Annotated in this window: 12 protein-coding genes and 6 pseudogenes; 12 read left to right on the forward strand and 6 right to left on the reverse strand. The window is 51.0% G+C overall.

What is annotated here, in order from left to right; genetic code table 11:
• Positions 1–14: 14 nt before the first annotated feature.
• The 5 genes and pseudogenes from ftsN (at position 15) to GPOALKHO_RS05200 (ending at position 3,813) form a co-directional block, all read left to right on the forward strand.
• Positions 15–878 carry a cell division protein FtsN gene (gene ftsN / locus GPOALKHO_RS05180; RefSeq protein ID WP_406701544.1) on the forward strand — a complete coding sequence of 288 codons (864 nt, stop codon included), beginning with the start codon at positions 15–17 and terminating at the stop codon, positions 876–878.
• An 87-nt stretch (positions 879–965) separates the two neighbouring features.
• Positions 966–1,496 (forward strand): ATP-dependent protease subunit HslV, encoded by a 531-nt coding sequence (hslV, locus tag GPOALKHO_RS05185; protein WP_406701546.1) that lies wholly within the window; start codon positions 966–968, stop codon positions 1,494–1,496.
• An 11-nt stretch (positions 1,497–1,507) separates the two neighbouring features.
• Positions 1,508–2,839, forward strand: coding sequence for an HslU--HslV peptidase ATPase subunit (gene hslU, locus GPOALKHO_RS05190; RefSeq protein WP_406701547.1), 1,332 nt, complete (start codon positions 1,508–1,510; stop codon positions 2,837–2,839).
• Between the two features lie 261 nt (positions 2,840–3,100).
• A pseudogene (gene menA / locus GPOALKHO_RS05195) lies at positions 3,101–3,508 on the forward strand (1,4-dihydroxy-2-naphthoate octaprenyltransferase); the annotation flags it as partial.
• Between the two features lie 107 nt (positions 3,509–3,615).
• Positions 3,616–3,813: a hypothetical protein gene (locus GPOALKHO_RS05200; protein WP_406701548.1), complete on the forward strand. Its 198-nt coding sequence runs from the start codon at positions 3,616–3,618 to the stop codon at positions 3,811–3,813.
• 145 nt (positions 3,814–3,958) lie between these two features.
• Here GPOALKHO_RS05200 and zapB read toward each other — a convergent pair.
• Positions 3,959–4,147 (reverse strand): annotated as a pseudogene (zapB, locus tag GPOALKHO_RS05205) (cell division protein ZapB).
• A gap of 509 nt (positions 4,148–4,656) precedes the next feature.
• Here zapB and GPOALKHO_RS05210 point away from each other — a divergent pair.
• The 3 genes and pseudogenes from GPOALKHO_RS05210 to GPOALKHO_RS05220 all read left to right on the forward strand — a co-directional run.
• Positions 4,657–5,080 (forward strand): annotated as a pseudogene (locus GPOALKHO_RS05210) (aquaporin); the annotation flags it as partial.
• A 622-nt stretch (positions 5,081–5,702) separates the two neighbouring features.
• Positions 5,703–6,419, forward strand: coding sequence for an FGGY-family carbohydrate kinase (locus tag GPOALKHO_RS05215; protein ID WP_406701549.1), 717 nt, complete (start codon positions 5,703–5,705; stop codon positions 6,417–6,419).
• A gap of 173 nt (positions 6,420–6,592) precedes the next feature.
• The gene (locus GPOALKHO_RS05220; RefSeq protein ID WP_406701551.1) at positions 6,593–6,775 is read left to right on the forward strand and encodes a hypothetical protein; all 183 of its coding nucleotides are present in this window, start codon (positions 6,593–6,595) and stop codon (positions 6,773–6,775) included.
• 562 nt (positions 6,776–7,337) lie between these two features.
• Here the strand turns inward: GPOALKHO_RS05220 and emrD are convergent.
• Complete coding sequence (gene emrD / locus GPOALKHO_RS05225) at positions 7,338–8,522, reverse strand: multidrug efflux MFS transporter EmrD (protein WP_406701552.1); 1,185 nt, start codon at positions 8,520–8,522, stop codon at positions 7,338–7,340.
• A gap of 344 nt (positions 8,523–8,866) precedes the next feature.
• On the opposite strand from emrD, the gene fpr reads away from it, so the two are divergent.
• The 3 genes from fpr to tpiA all read left to right on the forward strand — a co-directional run bounded on the left by fpr (position 8,867) and on the right by tpiA (position 10,946).
• Positions 8,867–9,613 (forward strand): ferredoxin--NADP(+) reductase, encoded by a 747-nt coding sequence (gene fpr, locus GPOALKHO_RS05230; protein ID WP_406701554.1) that lies wholly within the window; start codon positions 8,867–8,869, stop codon positions 9,611–9,613.
• 69 nt (positions 9,614–9,682) lie between these two features.
• Positions 9,683–9,889: a DUF1454 family protein gene (locus GPOALKHO_RS05235; RefSeq protein ID WP_406701556.1), complete on the forward strand. Its 207-nt coding sequence runs from the start codon at positions 9,683–9,685 to the stop codon at positions 9,887–9,889.
• A 280-nt stretch (positions 9,890–10,169) separates the two neighbouring features.
• Positions 10,170–10,946: a triose-phosphate isomerase gene (gene tpiA / locus GPOALKHO_RS05240; protein WP_406701557.1), complete on the forward strand. Its 777-nt coding sequence runs from the start codon at positions 10,170–10,172 to the stop codon at positions 10,944–10,946.
• Positions 10,947–11,059: 113 nt separating this feature from the next.
• Here the strand turns inward: tpiA and GPOALKHO_RS05245 are convergent.
• Positions 11,060–12,005 (reverse strand): annotated as a pseudogene (locus GPOALKHO_RS05245) (sulfate ABC transporter substrate-binding protein).
• Between the two features lie 183 nt (positions 12,006–12,188).
• Positions 12,189–13,151: a 6-phosphofructokinase gene (gene pfkA / locus GPOALKHO_RS05250; protein ID WP_406701558.1), complete on the reverse strand. Its 963-nt coding sequence runs from the start codon at positions 13,149–13,151 to the stop codon at positions 12,189–12,191.
• A 527-nt stretch (positions 13,152–13,678) separates the two neighbouring features.
• Here pfkA and GPOALKHO_RS05255 point away from each other — a divergent pair.
• Positions 13,679–13,879, forward strand: a pseudogene (locus GPOALKHO_RS05255) (phosphate-starvation-inducible PsiE family protein); the annotation flags it as partial.
• 204 nt (positions 13,880–14,083) lie between these two features.
• Here the strand turns inward: GPOALKHO_RS05255 and GPOALKHO_RS05260 are convergent.
• Positions 14,084–14,476 (reverse strand): isocitrate lyase/phosphoenolpyruvate mutase family protein, encoded by a 393-nt coding sequence (locus GPOALKHO_RS05260; protein ID WP_406703397.1) that lies wholly within the window; start codon positions 14,474–14,476, stop codon positions 14,084–14,086.
• 389 nt (positions 14,477–14,865) lie between these two features.
• Positions 14,866–15,163: pseudogene (locus GPOALKHO_RS05265) on the reverse strand (TM2 domain-containing protein).
• Between the last annotated feature and the right edge of the window lie 2,241 nt (positions 15,164–17,404).

Consider the following 17,404-nt stretch of genomic DNA (forward strand, 5'->3'; position numbering starts at 1 on the left):
TTAGCGAAACGATAGTGGCACAAAGAGACTATGTAGGCCATGGCAAGTCTTCGGGTACGTGGCGTAAAACGACCAACCGTAAAAAGAAACGCTCCTCCTTCGGCACGTCCAAAACGATGATCGCACTGGCGGTGGCCGTACTGATTATGTTTGTTAGCGGTCTCTATTTCATCGCGCATAACAAATCGGATGAAGCGGTGATTGTGCCTAATTGCGGCAAAAATGCCGGCAGCGGGTTACCGCCCAAGCCGGAAGAACGTTGGCGTTATATTAAGGAGCTGGAAAATCGTCAGATCGGGGTGCAGTCTCCCACCAAGCTAACCGCTGGTAGAGAGGAGGTGGCTTCGCCGGCACAGCTGACCGATGAGCAGCGTCAGCTGTTAGAACAGATGAAGGCAGATATGCGGCGTGAGCCCACGCATTTGAACAAAGTGGCCTATAACGATCACGGCAAAGCGCCCGCAGTGGGCGCGGCCAAAACCCGGCCAACCACCCAAACGCCGAGCAATCCGTTCAGTCAGCAATCGGTGCAGGATATATCGCCGCCGACCACGGTCACGCCTCATCCGGCACGTCAAATCCACGCGCGCAGTCAGCCGACTCAGAAAAGCGCTGAGCAAAATGCGGCGAAAGAGTCGACAAAGGAGAAATCGCGGCGCTGGCTGGTTCAGTGCGGTTCGTTTAAAACGACGAACCAAGCGGAGTCGGTGCGTGCCAAACTGGCCTTGGCCGGCATCGAAAGCCATATCACTACCGGCGGCGGCTGGAGCCGCGTCTTGCTGGGCCCCTATTTCAGCCGCGCTAGCACCGATAAAATCTTGCAGAGCGTACGCGCTGCCGGAGTATCAAATTGCATCCCCGTTGCCGACGTGGGTTGAAAACCCGCGTTCCCGCCCCATTTAATAGTTGTCCTCGCCCCGCATTCTTTGCGGGGCGCTCACTATTGCCATTCCAAGGGGTTACTCGTGACAACAATCGTAAGCGTACGCCGCAATGGGCATATCGTCATCGGTGGTGATGGACAGGCTACTCTGGGTAATACCGTCATGAAAGGTAACGTGCGCAAAGTCCGTCGCCTGTATAATGAAAAAGTTATCGCGGGCTTCGCCGGTGGCACCGCAGATGCTTTCACCCTATTTGAGCTGTTTGAGCGTAAGTTGGAAGTGCACCAGGGCCATCTGGTCAAAGCGGCCGTTGAATTAGCCAAAGACTGGCGCACCGACCGCATGCTGCGCCGTCTAGAAGCCTTGCTAGCGGTGGCCGATGAAAACACCTCGCTTATCATTACCGGGAGTGGCGATGTCATACAGACGGAAAACAATCTGATCGCTATTGGATCTGGGGGCCCGTATGCCCAATCTGCAGCACGCGCTCTGTTGGAAAATACCGATCTCGGCGCGCGTGAGATTGTCGAAAAAGCGTTGGGTATTGCCGGTGATATCTGCATCTACACCAACCATTTCCAAACCATTGAAGAATTAACGTCCAAAGCGTAAGGATCCTGAAAATGTCTGAAATGACCCCACGGGAAATCGTCAGTGAACTCGATGGCTATATTGTAGGGCAGCACAACGCTAAGCGGGCGGTGGCCATCGCGTTGCGCAACCGCTGGCGCCGCATGCAACTGGACGAAGCATTGCGCCATGAAGTGACACCGAAAAATATTCTGATGATTGGCCCCACCGGCGTCGGGAAAACGGAAATTGCCCGTCGCCTGGCAAAACTGGCCAACGCACCGTTTATCAAAGTCGAGGCTACCAAATTCACCGAAGTCGGCTACGTAGGCAAGGAAGTGGATTCTATCATCCGCGATTTGACCGACGCGTCCGTCAAAATGGTACGGCTACAATCCATTGAACAAAACCGTTTCCGTGCAGAAGAACTGGCGGAAGAACGGGTGCTTGATGCCTTGATCCCGCCGGCTAAGAACAATTGGAGGCAGTCGGAGGAGAACGGCGAGCCCTCCAGCACACGTCAGAGTTTCCGCAAAAAATTGCGCGAAGGTCAGCTGGACGATAAAGAGATAGAAATCAATCTCGCCATGGCGCCGATGGGAGTGGAAATCATGGCCCCTCCCGGCATGGAGGAAATGACCAACCAGTTGCAATCAATGTTCAAAAATCTTGCCGGCCAAAAACAGAAACCGCGTAAGATAAAGATCAAAGAGGCCCTAAAGCTTTTGGTGGAAGAAGAAGCCGCCAAGCTAGTTAATCCGGAAGAATTGAAAGAAAGAGCGATCGAGGCGGTGGAGCAGAACGGCATCGTATTTATCGACGAGATTGATAAAATCTGTAAACGCGGCGAAGTGTCTGGGCCTGATATTTCCCGGGAAGGCGTGCAGCGGGATCTACTGCCGCTGGTGGAAGGCTGTACCATTTCTACCAAGCACGGGATGGTGAAGACGGACCATATTCTGTTTATCGCCTCCGGCGCGTTCCAGGTTTCAAGTCCGTCGGATCTCATTCCCGAGCTACAGGGGCGTCTGCCGATCCGCGTCGAGCTAGAAGCCCTGACCACCGAGGATTTTGAACGCATCCTGACCGAGCCCAGCGCTTCGCTCACCACCCAATATATCGCCCTAATGGCGACGGAAGGGGTGAGCATTGCCTTCACAGAGGACGGCGTCAAGCGTATCGCCGAAGCGGCCTGGCAGGTAAATGAGCGCACCGAAAATATCGGAGCCCGCCGTTTGCACACCGTCTTAGAGCGTTTAATGGAAAATATTTCCTATGACGCCAGCGAGTGGAACGGTAAAGCTATTTCTATTGATGCAGATTATGTTAGCAGTCACTTGGATGAGTTAGTATCTGATGAAGATTTGAGCCGCTTTATCCTGTAACCCATCTCAGGGTAATCGACATCCGCAACGGGAGACTCAGGCCTCCCGTTTTGGCTCTTCCGTTACCATAGAGAAGAGCTCAAACATGAGAGATACAGCCCACTCCTGGATGACAGCCTGCGGCTACGCGCACCATGACGATGACCTCCATTGTCACCGGTTCATAGCTGGCCGGCAGGGATAATTCCAGCTGGTGGCGGCGCTACTAGCGCTATTAATTCGCTTCCATGCTGCAAATTCTCTCCCAAGCTGGCCAACGATACCGTCAGCACCTGCTCTTATGGATACAAGGGGCTCGGCGATTGTCGGTACTGATTTTCTTCTGGTACATGGGCGTGGTAGAGCTATTACCTGCAAACCAACACCTTTCCGCCGTGGCGCGCCACCGCCTGCGGCTCACTGGCCGCGGCGGTGCTTAATATTAATAAATTGCGCGATATCAAAAGCGATCGTCAAAACGGCAAATATCCTGCGGTACGCCTGGAACCACAACGGGCGCACTATTATCACGTTTGCTTGCTAGCCGGTGCCGTGTTGTGCCTAGCGTTTTTTGTGCTGCTGTTTACTCGCAATCCCGGCGCTGTATATGCAGGCGCGCTACGTCCTGCACGAAACGGATCCGTCCGGTATCACAGGCCGATGCTGGAGAAACCGTGCAATACGTGTTGAATACTCTGTTCGCGCGCTGGGTTTTCTGCTGGCCTAAACGCCGGCATTTTTCTGACGTGCGTCAAGTTCGCCTTTAATCTAGCTATGCAGAACGAGTGGAAGGGATCATGGTTTACGGTGTAGTGCGCCAGGTGGATAACCTGGCGCACTGGATTGGACATTCAGGCTATGGCCGCTACCCCGCCGGCGGAGGTATTGGCGAAAGCGATACCCGAGTAAACTTCGACAGCATCGCCTTTTCCGGCGATCATTTCTATGTCGATAACATCGTGGTCATCCGGTTCGAAAACGTGCTAGATTTATAGTCGGGCCGGCGTCCTATGACAACGCTCGATGCCGGCGAGTGGCTCAGTGGGGATCGCTCGCCGGAGTACATCAGGTAAGGATGACAGCACTGCTGCCCGGACGAGCAGGCGGTGCACGCACCGCCTGCAAGGAAGTCATAGTAGTTCAGACCTCATCCATTTTGCTCAACAGGCCACGCAAGCGTTCTTGCCACACGTGCTGCCCCTGCTTTAGATGCTCGTTTTCATTTACCAGCGACTCGCGGTTGCTCTACACCTGCCGCACTTCCTGGTTCAGGCTCATGTTTTTCTTTTAGCTCCCTGAATTTCATATGAAAAACGCGATAGTATCAATATCCTACTGGACTTTCGCTTCCGGTTTTTCAAATATTTCAAATACCATTTGTTTTCCATTAAAGACACAAGGCGTCTTTGTCAATGGTCGCAAAAAGCCGACCGCCCAGGTGTGTTGCCGCTGTCTTTTGCCGTGACTGATACTTGATTTAAGTAGCCTTCCTACCCGTATCCATACACATTACACATTGCCTCAATAAGACATTAGCCCCGCCTATGCGCCTGTTCTCCCGCAGCGGGAAACCCGGCCATGGCGACTTCTTTCTTGTGGCCGGCAGCGAGCGCGTGCATTTTGAGAGGAAAAGGCGCAAACTAAGATACTTGGAGACGTAAGAAATTGGTATGTAGGAACTAAATTTTAAGCGAATACGCGCATTTTATGACACGACCATACATTTAGATCTCGATATTTCTCGTTTTTGCTCGTTAATGATAAATTCATATTATAATGATTATTACTATATATTTTATCAGCCTTGTTCGACACCTTTCCAACAATAGGAACCGTTTATGAGGCAATTAACATCACCGACCATAAAAGGGCAATGCATCGCCGAATTCCTCAGGACAGGAATGCTGACTTTTTCGATGCCGGCTGTGTCGCCGCCATGAAATTGGTAGAGGAATTTCTGCCAGTGGAAAATCAGCATTATCTGGGACTGGGCGTAGCAATGGCGGTCTACCTCCGTGTATTGTGGTGAAGATACTGGGGCCTTTTGCGCCGCGGCGCTGGTTTACGGCCTTTACTATAATCTGTTTTTGATTATGAGCAGGTACATTATATGGGTTCGCAGTAGCGTCGAAAGCCCGGTTCTATCTCGGTAGCCCAGGTGTTTTGGTGGAAATGGCAATTACCGCTATCCTGCTGTATCTGATCCTGGCGCCAACCGACGACGTCAACGGCATTCCGCGCGACCCGCTGATATCGTTGCTGATCGGTATTCTTATCGCGGTTATAGTCGCCTATACCGGCGGCCGGAAAATCCATTACCTCTTGGTTCCGTTGATCTCCCAAGTGGTCAGCTCCCGTCTGGGCGCCTTCGGCTACCGGGCGCTGACTGAGCTGCATTTGCCCGGTTAACTGAGCGGCGAAGAGGCCGATAATGTCGCCGTTGCCAAAGTCGCGACGCGCGCTCCGAACCCAAAGACCTGATTTCTTGAACGTCCAAAATAGCGGGAAACTTTTATATCAGTGGAGGTACTGGCCACAGCCGATATCTGCTCCGACCAAATCACCAGCATCAGCATCACCGATCAGCGGAAAACCGTAGTGGTATAGGGTAAAGAGAGCGAATATGTGCGCCACACCATGGGTCTAGTTATTGCCCCTATTTCGCCGACATCGAGATTAAATGGATCCTCGACCATGTGGAGGGTGCAAGTGAACGCGCCAAGTGAGGCGAATGACTGCGCGGCACCGTTGATAGCTAGCTCGTTTGGAAAATGAGCCATCCATGCTGCCCCAAGGTACGGCCCTCCCCGGAAATTTACGGCAAGACCAATATCGGCGGAAAGACGGCATTCGCATTCCCATTCACCGGTATCGCCGGCGATCAATGGGTGGCGTTGTACGGCCAGCTGTGCGTAACGCCAGGTATGGCGAAAATACTTACGGCATCGGCTGCTTCTTGCTAATCAACACCGGTACCGAAGCGGTACAGTCGCGTCGCCGCTTGGTGACACCATCGTCTGGCGGCCCGCGCGGCGAAGTGAATTACGCGCTGGAAGGCGCGGTGTTTGTCGCCAGCGCCGCCATTCAATGGCTACGTGATGAGATGAAACTGATTCACCATCGATTCGGAATATTTCGCCTGCAAAGTGAAAGACACCAACGGCGTGTATGTGGTGAAAGCTTTTACCGGTTTCAGCGGCTCCCTAATTGGAACCCTTACGCCCGCGGCGCCATCTTCGGCATCACTCGCGGCGTGAACACCAACCACATCATCCGCGCGACGCTTGTGTCGATTGTCTTCCAAACGCGCGATCTGAATCGAATCGATTCAGGCGGGCTCCGGCGAACGGCTGAAAGCGCTATGGGTGGGGACGGCGGCTTGGTCGCCAACAATTTCCTGATGCAGTTCCAATCCGATATTCTCGGCACCCACGTCGAGCTCCCGGAAACACGGGCAGTCACCGTGCTCGGCGCCGCTTACCTTGGCGGGTCTGGCGGTCGACTTTGGAGCGATCTAGAGGCGGTGCGTAGCAAGTGGTTATCGAACAAGAATTCCCCGGTATTGAAAATCATCGCTACGAAGGCTAGACGAAAGCAGTGATACGCGCACGTGCCTGGGAAGAACAAGATGAGAAGTAACAGCCCCATCAACCCAAGCCGGAATCCCCGAGAGGAGCGGCAGAGTGCGGTAAACTGACAGTAATATTTCTCTTGGCTGTCAGGAAAACTAAAGTCATGAAACGTGATTAGCCATTGAATTCTCCCGCGTCGGTTTTGGCCGGCTACAGCTGGCTTGGCCGCGTCGATAAAAACGCCGCAGATAACGCCGCGGTTCAGGTTATGTTCATTGCGCTGAAAATGTTCTACGTCGGTGAAGCAGTCGGTATCAGCGCCGGAGCGGCGGTGGATATTGCCGTCGACCCTATCGCCAGTACCCGCATGACCGCCTTGGAGTAGGTCGACGCCATGACGGTGCTGGCGGCCACTGAAAAGACGCATTTTACACGCGCCGGATATGTATATGGAAAATTTGTGGTCTGGCCGGCAGCGCGGGGTGTATCGATCTCACCACCCATCTGGAAGATAATTTACGCGCGGTGGCCAGTCGTCTGGGAAAAACCTGTCTGAGCTGATGGTGTCGCTGCTGGCAAGCGACGTTTCCACGACTATCCTTACCTACATGCCAAACGAAGTTGACGTCACGTACGGCATCAGGTAAGAGGTGAAGCGAAGAGAACCGCCGGATCGGCGCGAATGAGCCGGCCCATCACGCAGAGATGGGCATCATGACAAATCAGGCGCTGCAGCTGGAGGGATATTGCGCAACGATAACGTCATATTTCTGCCACCGGCATGACCAAAATGGGATCTGTTAAACAGCATCGCGCATAAAGGTAATATCCGCGGCAAAAGCCGAACCATTTACCGCATTGCTTCAAGCCACTACCTCGATCGCAAGAATATTCGCTGCATCCCTTTATCCTGTAAACCACTTGCCCGGCCAGCCGTTGCGTAATCTCTAAACGATTTCAGAACCCTGCCGGGGCATGGTTTGCGACAGTGGTAACCAGCACAGCAGAATTAGAATACCCATGGCGAAGGTGATCATCCCCAGGCTGAACTGCCCTTGCTGCGGCAGTAGCGAGGAGAAGGCAGCTACTGCACCTGAGGCGATGTTTTGCAGGCCGCCAATTAGTGCGCCAGCAGTGCCGGCCAGATAGGGATAGGGCTCCATCGCACCGGTGGTGGCCAGCGGAAACAGCATGCCAGCGCCGAAAAAGAACAGACCGGCAGGCAACAGTAGTGTCCAAAGAGTCATGATACCAAACCAGGCCGGCAGCCACATCAATACCCCCGCCAGCAGGCAGCTCAACACAGCCCGCCACATCAGCGTGCTGAACGGCCTGACCGCGCGCCTCACATACCAGGCGCCAAGAAACGTGCCCGGCAACGGCAGGATAAATAACAGGCTAACCTGTCGGCCGCTCAGCCCCATACTGCCCAACAATACGCCGCTACCGGCCTCGAAAGCGACAATCCCCGCGAGCCCGCCGACCAGCATCAATAGATAATGATTGAATACCTTCTCACTTAACAGCGGCCAAAACCCAAGGCTTCGGCCGCTGCTGGCTGGCCACATCGGACGCGTTTCCGGCAGACGAAACCAGACCAGTAGACTGACGTTGCAGCTCAGCAACAGCAAAAACGCGAAGCACGCGCGCCAGCCCAGCAAGTCGGCAAGCACGCCGCCGATTAGCGGCGCCAGCAGCGGACTGATCAAAATGCCCATATTGAGCAGGCCGTTAGCCCGCCGCAGCGAGCAACCATCGCAGATGTCGCGCGGCAATGTTCGCGCCATCACGCCACCGACGCCTGTGCCAGTTCCTTGGATACCACAGGCTAATGTCATCAGTGACAGCGATTGGCTGAGCATGGCGAGCATTGTCCCCAGACAAAAGATCGCCATACCGCTCAAGATGACTGGCCGGCGCCCGATCCGATCAGAGAGCGGGCCATAAATGAGCTGCGAGCCGCCATAGCATAGCAGATAGGCGGCCATTAGTCGCTGTATCGCGCCCTCGCGAACCATCAAATCGCGGGCGATAAGCGGTATGCTCGGTACGTAAATGGTCTGAGCCATCTGCCCAACGGCCACTAAAATAATCAAAAGCATTAGCACGGATATCGCATGCGGGTTCATCATAGAAAATACTTAAATAGCTTATTATTGATAATAAGTAGTGATATATACAGAATATTGGTCAATTTTCCGACATAAATATCATATTCAGACAACATGTCCAGTTAAATATCTTCATTATCTCGCTGTACTGGTTGTAATTTCTATTTGACAGAATGTGAATTTTTATGTACGTTCGCCTTAATTCGTCGCCGCCGCGACGTGGACTGGATGCGCTAGCGAAATTGGCTGATAATAGCAAGCTGCGGGTTAGCGCGTCCTGCAGCACAAATCTCAGATGCCGTAACAGAACGAATAAGCGTATGTTGACAGGGAATATACGGTAAGATCAAGGGGAGTTAAACACTATGGCTGAATGGGTAACGGGTAACGTGGTGCAGGTGAAGCACTGGACAGAGAGTCTTTTTAGTCTCATTATGCATGCGCCTGTCGCCCCCTTTACTGCCGGACAATTCGCCAAGCTGAGGTTGGAAATCAACGGCGAAAAAATTCAGCGCGCCTATTCCTACGTTAACGCGCCGCGAAATGACAACCTGGAATTTTACCTTGTCACTGTGCCGAAGGGGAAACTTAGCCCGCCTCTGCATACGCTTGCGCCAGGCGACAGCCTGATGGTGACCAAGGAAGCGGCGGGATTGTTCGTACTGGACGAGATTCCCCCTTGTGACAATCTATGGATGCTGGCAACGGGCACCGCGCTAGGTCCGTATCTATCGATTCTCGAGCAGGGCGAGGGACTTGAACGCTTCGAGCAGATTATTCTGGTGCACGCGGCGCGCTTCGCCCAGGACCTTAGCTATTTGCCGCAGATGCTGGAGATACAGCAGCGCTATAACGGTAAGCTGCGCGTCCAAACGGTGGTAAGTCGCGAGCAGGCTCCCGGATCTCTCACCGGTCGTGTTCCATCCCTAATTGCCGATGGCTCACTGGAGGCCGCAGTAGATCTGCGGTTGGACGCCAAAAACAGCCACGTCATGCTGTGTGGCAACCCGCAAATGGTGCGCGACACGCAGCAGATGTTGAGAGACAACCGCGGCATGCGTAAACATTTCAAGCGCAAACAGGGCCATATGACCAGCGAGCATTACTGGTAATGGCGGCACCCGCCGACACCGCACAAACTGCCCTATGTCTGCTGGCCGCCGCGCTCACTTTTTGATACCATGGTGACGCAATGCCGCGAACGGCACAATAGCCGTAATCCAACTTTGCTCATCGGTGAATTCCACGCGCCGGAGGGCCAGAGCGAACCGGTGAATCTCACTCGCACTGCCAGAAAGATTAATGGGGCATTGTATGCCTCCACGGCGCTGGAGAAAGGCAGCGACAAGAAAAACGCCGCAGTTGACCCATCTGTCAGCGGAAAGTAGTACCGAAAGGCCGCCGTGTGTTAGCTTGCTAAGCTGCTAGCAGGGTTCGCGCTTTTTCTAGCAGCAATGGGGCTGCTGGCCATGTCGTATCGGACAATGGCGATAAGGGGCTGACTTTCTCGTTGAACCCATCAAACTTGCACTGACCGAGCCCTGATTCATGCGCGATAAATGACAAAACAAAGCCACATTAGTATTTTCTCTTTATACTGAGGTCAGGCAAGGCTTGCTCTTTAGCACTTATTTTCATCTCTCGCATTCCCTGAATGGAGGAATAACAATGCGACATCCGTTAGTGATGGGTAACTGGAAACTTAACGGCAGCAAACACATGGTCAACAAACTGATCGCGGCGCTGCGCAATGAACTCAGCAGCGTTGTTGGCTGTGACGTGGCCATCGCCCCGCCGGTGGCCTATCTCGATCTGGCGAAACATCATTTGGGCGATAGTCGAATCGATCTGGGGGCGCAGAATGTTGACACCCATCTTTCGGGCACCTTCACCGGCGAAGTTTCCGCTGAAATGCTCAAAGACATCGGCGCGAAATATATCATCATCGGTCATTCAGAACGCCGCATATATCATAAAGAAAGCGATGAAGTTATCGCTGAAAAATTCGCTGTTCTGAAAGAAGCGGGTCTGATTCCGGTTTTGTGTATCGGTGAGAGCGAAACAGAAAACGAAGCCGGACAAACTGAAGCAGTATGCGCTCGTCAGATTGATGCGATACTGAACAACCTCGGTACTAAAGCGTTCGAGAATACAGTTATCGCTTATGAACCCATTTGGGCTATCGGCACCGGCAAATCCGCCACCCCAGCGCAGGCGCAGGCGGTGCATGAATTTATCCGCGGCCATATCGCCAAACATAATGCGGCAGATGCGGGAATTGCCGCGCAGGTCATTATTCAATATGGCGGCTCGGTCAACGCTAACAATGCCGCTGAACTGTTTACCCAGCCGGATATTGATGGCGCCTTGGTCGGCAGCGCATCGCTGAAAGCTGACGCTTTCGCTGTAATCGTTAAAGCCGCGGCGCAAGCGAAACAGGACTGACGGCCTACAGCTGACGGCGGGATTCACGGTCATCCTGAAACAACCTGGCTGGCTAGCGAGTGATCGGCCCGGTGTTGATGGCGATAAGCCGGCGGCTTGTTGCCCGTTAATCGTTAGCGTTGGCCAATCTGATCTAAACTGCTACCGCTGGCGAAGTGTCCCTTCTGAACTTTTGTTTAATCACCGAAGGTTTTAGCCAGGGTGAACAGTTTCAGCGTCGGAAACTCTTTCGCGTATTTCCTCACTACAGCCGCGTCGCTCGGGCAAAAATAGTTTTGCGCAACGATACACCTCTGCCTCTCGGTTGAATAGAGATAGTTGAGTGCGCCGTGGCAACATCGCGGGTTCAGTGTCATCCACCATTTTATCCATCACCGACACCGTTGGCTCGGCTGAAATCGATTCACTCGTGGTGACGATTTCAAATTAATCCTTACTGTTTCATTCATTAATCACCAACAACGCCTCATTTTCATAAGCGATAAGCGCCCATCTGGCCACGTTCAACGAAGGTATTGGTGTGGCGCCATAGGGCGCCGGAATCAAGCACCTTTACATTTTATCGTTATTATTCTGGTGCAAGTGCATAGCTCCAGGCTACCAAATAGTTCCAGCGCGTACCGCCAGACGCTTTTAGGTTAGGCGTAAGAATCGACACGCTGGATTTGATAAGATCGGATTAATCATGAATCTATTCATGAATCTATCTCGTGTTGCCTTTACGCACAGGAAAACGATGATTGATGTGTAAGGCGCGAAGTTGTCCGGCAGTCGCTTAATCCAATTTTTATTAATGCGTCCACATTCGACTCCAGCGCTCGTGTGACCATATCCGCTTCAATGCCATTGATAACGGAAATCACCTGTTTACCGGCACCGCCATGAGACCTGGGGAGCACCGTTACATGATCGCTGGTTTTTCTGCCAGTATTGACTAAACGCCTTAATTGTATTGTTGATAGAATTCACGGGTAGAGAAATATTCAAAAGCTTCACACCCTTAGCCATTACGCTTCCTGATAGCAACGTGAGTAATACGCTGGCACGCCATTTAGACATCTTTCACTCCTCTCCACTGATGTTTGGAATTGAAAAACGTTTTCTGTAGAAAATGGCAAAATATAGCCATATAAAAGAATATAAAACAATTTATATAACTAATATAATGCGAATTGCCAGCATGAGCGGAGCCCGCGCACCAAAGCGCCTGCCTTAGTAGCGAGGGCAAGCCACCTGGCCGAATCAGAAGAGTTTTTTTGCCGTTTCCAGAATATCGCTGCGGAAGGGACGCTTCATATTTTCGATGACGTCAACGATATCGTGATGCACTAACCGCTCATTTTGCACCCCAACACAGCGGCCGCCATAGCCCTGCAGCAGCAGTTCGATGGAATATACGCCCATGCGCGAGGCCAAAATGCGATCGTATGCCACCGGACTGCCGCCGCGCTGGATATGGCCCAGTACCGTTGCGCGGGTTTCCCGTCCAGTTTCTTTTCCGATATATTGCGCCAACTCGGCAACATTACAGATGTGTTCGGTGATAGCGACAATGGCGTGTTTTTTCCCCTTAGCAATACCCGCCTTAATTTCGTAGACCAGGTCTTCCGGTTTGAATTCCACCTCAGGTAGCACAATGAATTCGCAGCCGCCGGCAATAGACGCTGCCATAGTTAAATCACCGCAATATCGGCCCATGACTTCCACGATAGAGATACGTTGATGGGACGTAGAGGTATCGCGTAGGCGGTCAATAGCCTCGACGACAGTCTCCAGCGCGGTAAAATAGCCAATAGTGTAATCGGTGCCCGCCACGTCATTATCAATCGTGCCAGGCAGGCCAATGCAGGGGAAACCCATTTCAGTCAAGCGCTTGGCGCCCATATAGGAACCGTCACCACCGATCACCACCAGTGCATCCAAGCCGCTCTTAGTCATGTTTTCAATGGCGATAGCGCGAGTGCTTTCTTCTCGGAATTCTGTAAAACGCGCGGAACCGAGAAAGGTACCACCGCGGTTAATCATATCCGAGACGCTATAGCGGTCCAGTTTCGCCATCCGATCCTGAAATAGACCCAGGTAGCCGTCATAAATTCCATAAACTTCCAGGCCTTCGGAAAGCCCGGCCCGCACGACACCCCGAATGGCCGCATTCATTCCAGGTGAATCACCGCCGCTTGTCAGTACACCGATTTTTTTAATCATAACTACCTCTGAACTTAAAATACTGCTTGTATAATACAATACGTTTGTTACCGCTTTTCCAATCAGTAACAGATGCAGTGGCTAAAAAGTATAAAAAACTCCAAAGCTGAATTGATTCATGCCTACTTTCCAATGCTCAGCGAATAAATACCCGTTTGCGATACATATCATACTGTAAAACGTACCCGACCGCTTCCGCTTTAATGCGGCCACCGGTACCGCATCGGCAGCATAAATCCCTGCCGTCAGGCATGCACCGATGCCAACAAGGTGCTGTTTATGTATCAGTTTATTAACCGCCTTCGCACGGCGTGATAGCCCGCCTACCGAGGTATCAAGATTCGCCTTAATTTAAGCCGCTTAGCACCGGTTAACCGCCTCATATTATTTGTGATATAAGTCACATTGAAATCGTTATACTACTGCTGAGATCCACATATAACATGAGGTAATGACACCATAATTTCCGGAACGCATATTGCCAATGCATTGCAAATAATTTTGAATATCTAGTATGCTTGAGTACGCAAAGCCCTACCTACCTGCTTATTGAAGGTATTGTCACTTATCACTCATACTCATTTTCTTTGCTTTGAACTTACAGCCATCATCCGACTCATCGTCGTCGATCATACAAATCCGTTGGATACGCTCTGTTATTCCGTTGCCATATTGGTATTGCTGGTGACATTGTGGCTGGCAATAACTCGAGACTGATACGCGAATAGCCCCAGGTGACGGCCGGTTTTTTGTTGTGAGTGCTACCATCCGCACCGTTGCTATCCAGCTCGGTTTTCGCCGTCGCTTTTATTCGAGAAATTTGCTCTCCACCGCACGCATTTTGTCGTTGCCCTGCAGCGCGATAACTGCGGCACGGATAGCGTGATTCCTATAAATGACGACCTACTTTGCCACTGGCGGCAATGGCCGACTCAGTACACTGTTTGACCGAGGATCGCATCCACGCCCGCTTCCTGGTAGGCGTAAGCCAGACGCAATGCGTTTTCCTGGCCGAGCCCTGCAATCAATGCCTCAATCCTGGCGATGATTACTAAATTATTTTCCTGTCGGACGTCGATAGCAGCGCTAATCTTACCTTGAAACGTTTCAAGATTGACTAATTTTTGCCACCCACCGGGCGCGCAAGCTCGTGTCTTTGAAAAGGTTTGATCTTGCATTACCACTACTGAAATGCTGGCCATCTCATTCTGCGGAATAACATAGCTGACATTCACCGTATTACCAAAGCCGATATCGATATCCACAATCACAGGAGCTTTGACGACGGATGCGATTGCGCACATAACCTCCAAATGAGTTCCAATCGGAAAATATTGGCATTAGGCACCGCATAGCTGGCCGCCAATTCGAAACCACTGCCTCAGATATCGCTAAAATTCGTCTCTTCGGCATCGTTGAGCGCTGAGCGCAATATCGCGTACTTAGACATATTCACTTCTTATCGGATGAATCATGAACCGCAGCACCCGCGGGCTGGTTTTCCTTTCGCCATTCCTTTTTACGTGCTGTGGTGCTAACGTTGCCCGATAGCAGGGTAGTGGCCTCAGGCATAAGCGATGTGGCGTATGTTAACGATCAAAGTGAACAGGTCAAACGGGCTAAGGACTCATGCTACTGGCTAACTAATGAATCTACTAGGAATTCATCTTCAGCGAGACGCTGTGACGTGCCGGGTCTATTCGTCGGCAGACGCTCAACCATACTTTCTGGCGAATTTTTCATCAGATGTGCATAAATAGACGATGAATTCGATGAATGCGATAAATGCGGGAATGAAGGTCCAGCAAAACAGTAGGTAAAGCACCCCTTGCCCAATTTTGCCCAGATAAAATTTATGAACACCAAGGCCACCCAAAAAAAAACGCCAACAGTGCGGCGGCGATGCGGTTTTTACTGCCGATGACGCTAATGATGGCGCCACAGTGCGAGCAACTTCTTGCTGTTTCATGGATTTCCTTCCCACAGTCACGGCAGTAAACATAATTTCCCATCGTCATAATCCTTATTGAGTTATTTTTTATTTCAAGACGTTTAGAGATATTTTACTACTCTCAACAATCTTTACAAGGCCCTGAGATGCCGGTTGCCTCATGGCCGATGCGCCATTGTAAAATCTCTGCCATAGGTTTGTTAATCACTTAACATTCTTCAAAACTCCATTGCCGCTTGAAATGTGTTTCTTAAATAAAACGTCACGCTTCGCTAATATCAATATCTGGAATAAGCTCTATTTGCTATCGTTTTCTTCCAGTAACCTTTTTTCTAATGCATTCCAGTGTTATCACTTACGAATACCCCTCAATGATTATGAGGATTTTATGCTTATTAAAAAAGATGAAGAGAATTAACATTCTCTTATTCAAAAATTACAGTGCGCTATTTTAGCACTCCTACCAACAAGACTTGAAAATCTTGTTCACCTTGACAAACAGAAAGTGACTCACCGTGCTTTGTGCTATTTAACACTTGAACTCATATTCGATTATGCCGAGCCGAGCCGTGATAATTAGAATTATATAAATAGTGATAAATATGTACGTACATTCATCATGGCTTGGATAAACATCGATCCAACCATCGTATTAAGTTTGACCCTACATCAACTCATTATATTAATGACTATAATATCGATCTTAAAATAAAAGCTCATCTACAAAGTGAGCTTCCGAGGCACAGACGCCCTACCGTGGAGACCATCGAGACCATCGAAAGAGTCAAGAAAGTATCGTAACGTCCCCCCTCAAGATGACTGTTGTAGCACGACGGTGGAACCCTTAGGTACCAAATAAGACGGACAAGAAATAGGCTAGATCAAATACGAAATATTGGTATCAGAATAAAGATGCACAGAAACGTGGCGCCTATGAGGGCATTCTCCCTTCATTTCACTAGTCGCGATAGATAAATTTCCGCCTGTTTTTGCTCCAGCCCCAACCCCGGCTTTATCTGGCGAACAAAGGGGTAAACGAAAAATCATGCCAGAATGGCGAGGCCAACACGCTGCCAGCGAGCCAAACGACGACCATAAAGACAGCGCAGGGCTATTTATCCTAAACGCTAAGTTAGGCGCAAACGCAGCTTCAACATGGACATAGCATCGTCGTGATGATCCACTCTGATGCACGGTATGTTGAGTGTAAGCGGATTTAGAAACGTTCGGCAAAAAATATTTTGCAGTTCCGCTAACGGCAATAATTCGGCTTACAGTAAAACCGCCAGCCAGAACAGCCGAACGGGGGGGTGAGTATCGCATACAGCGGGGAAAAGTCTGACTGATTGGGCTGTTGATCTCGCGTGAAATCACCCATAACGAATTAACTCACCTTTAATCCACCTTCACGTCATCGCAAACATGCACGAACGAAAATAAAAATGGCGGAGCTGACGGATGTTTTTATCACGCTGCCTGGCGGTGTCGGGATGCAGAGATTTTCGAGTAGTGGACATGGGCTCAGATCAAGTTTAACCCTAAATCCCCCCCTTTTCTGCAAAATATCGGAAATTACGGAATATTTCGCTGATTACCGCGCGCCAGACGTCAAATGATCGAGATAAGAGAAAAGAACATGACGTCAAACCCCTAAGGCCCGTCGGTACCGCTTTTCAGCTTTGTCAGGAACAAGGCGAAACGACATTAGGCTCGGCGACTCAGAGTCGCCAAGGATCCTCAGTAACGTTGCCCTTAGGCACGATCCTATGTGGTTTCCCTAGGGCATACCTGATATCCGCTTAATTAAGAGCTGGCGGCACACGGTTATTCACAAGGCGCGGTAAGCCCGGCAATCCGCTTTAGTTGGTTCGCTGAGGTTCACTCTGCCGCAAAACAACCCACGATGATGAGGCGGGGAAGGCAGGAATTGTGTCTATGGCAAGGAGAAAGTGATTTTTATTCATTTTACTGCTGGCTTCTGGGCAGCAAGCCGAAATCCTGTCCGCCATCTGCAATTTTAAGTCATTGATCCGCTGCGGATGCTTTTATCTAGAATCTGTCGCTGTTCCGGCGTAAGCAATGCATTTGGTTGCGAACCCGAGCCATTTCACGAGCAACCTGCTCCTATTCTAACGGCGGCTTCGTCAAAAGTTTTAGCGGTCACCAGCCGTATGTAGGCGTTCCATTTCACCAATATTGATGACTTGCGAGGCTCACGAGATCCCGAAACTACTGCCGCTACTGTTCCGTAGACTTAACGCCGTCGAACATGCTGTAGTAGCTATTCTGTATCCGGTTCGAA

It is taken from the genome of Sodalis sp. (in: enterobacteria), assembly GCF_036327475.1.
In the GTDB taxonomy this organism is placed as follows: domain Bacteria; phylum Pseudomonadota; class Gammaproteobacteria; order Enterobacterales; family Enterobacteriaceae.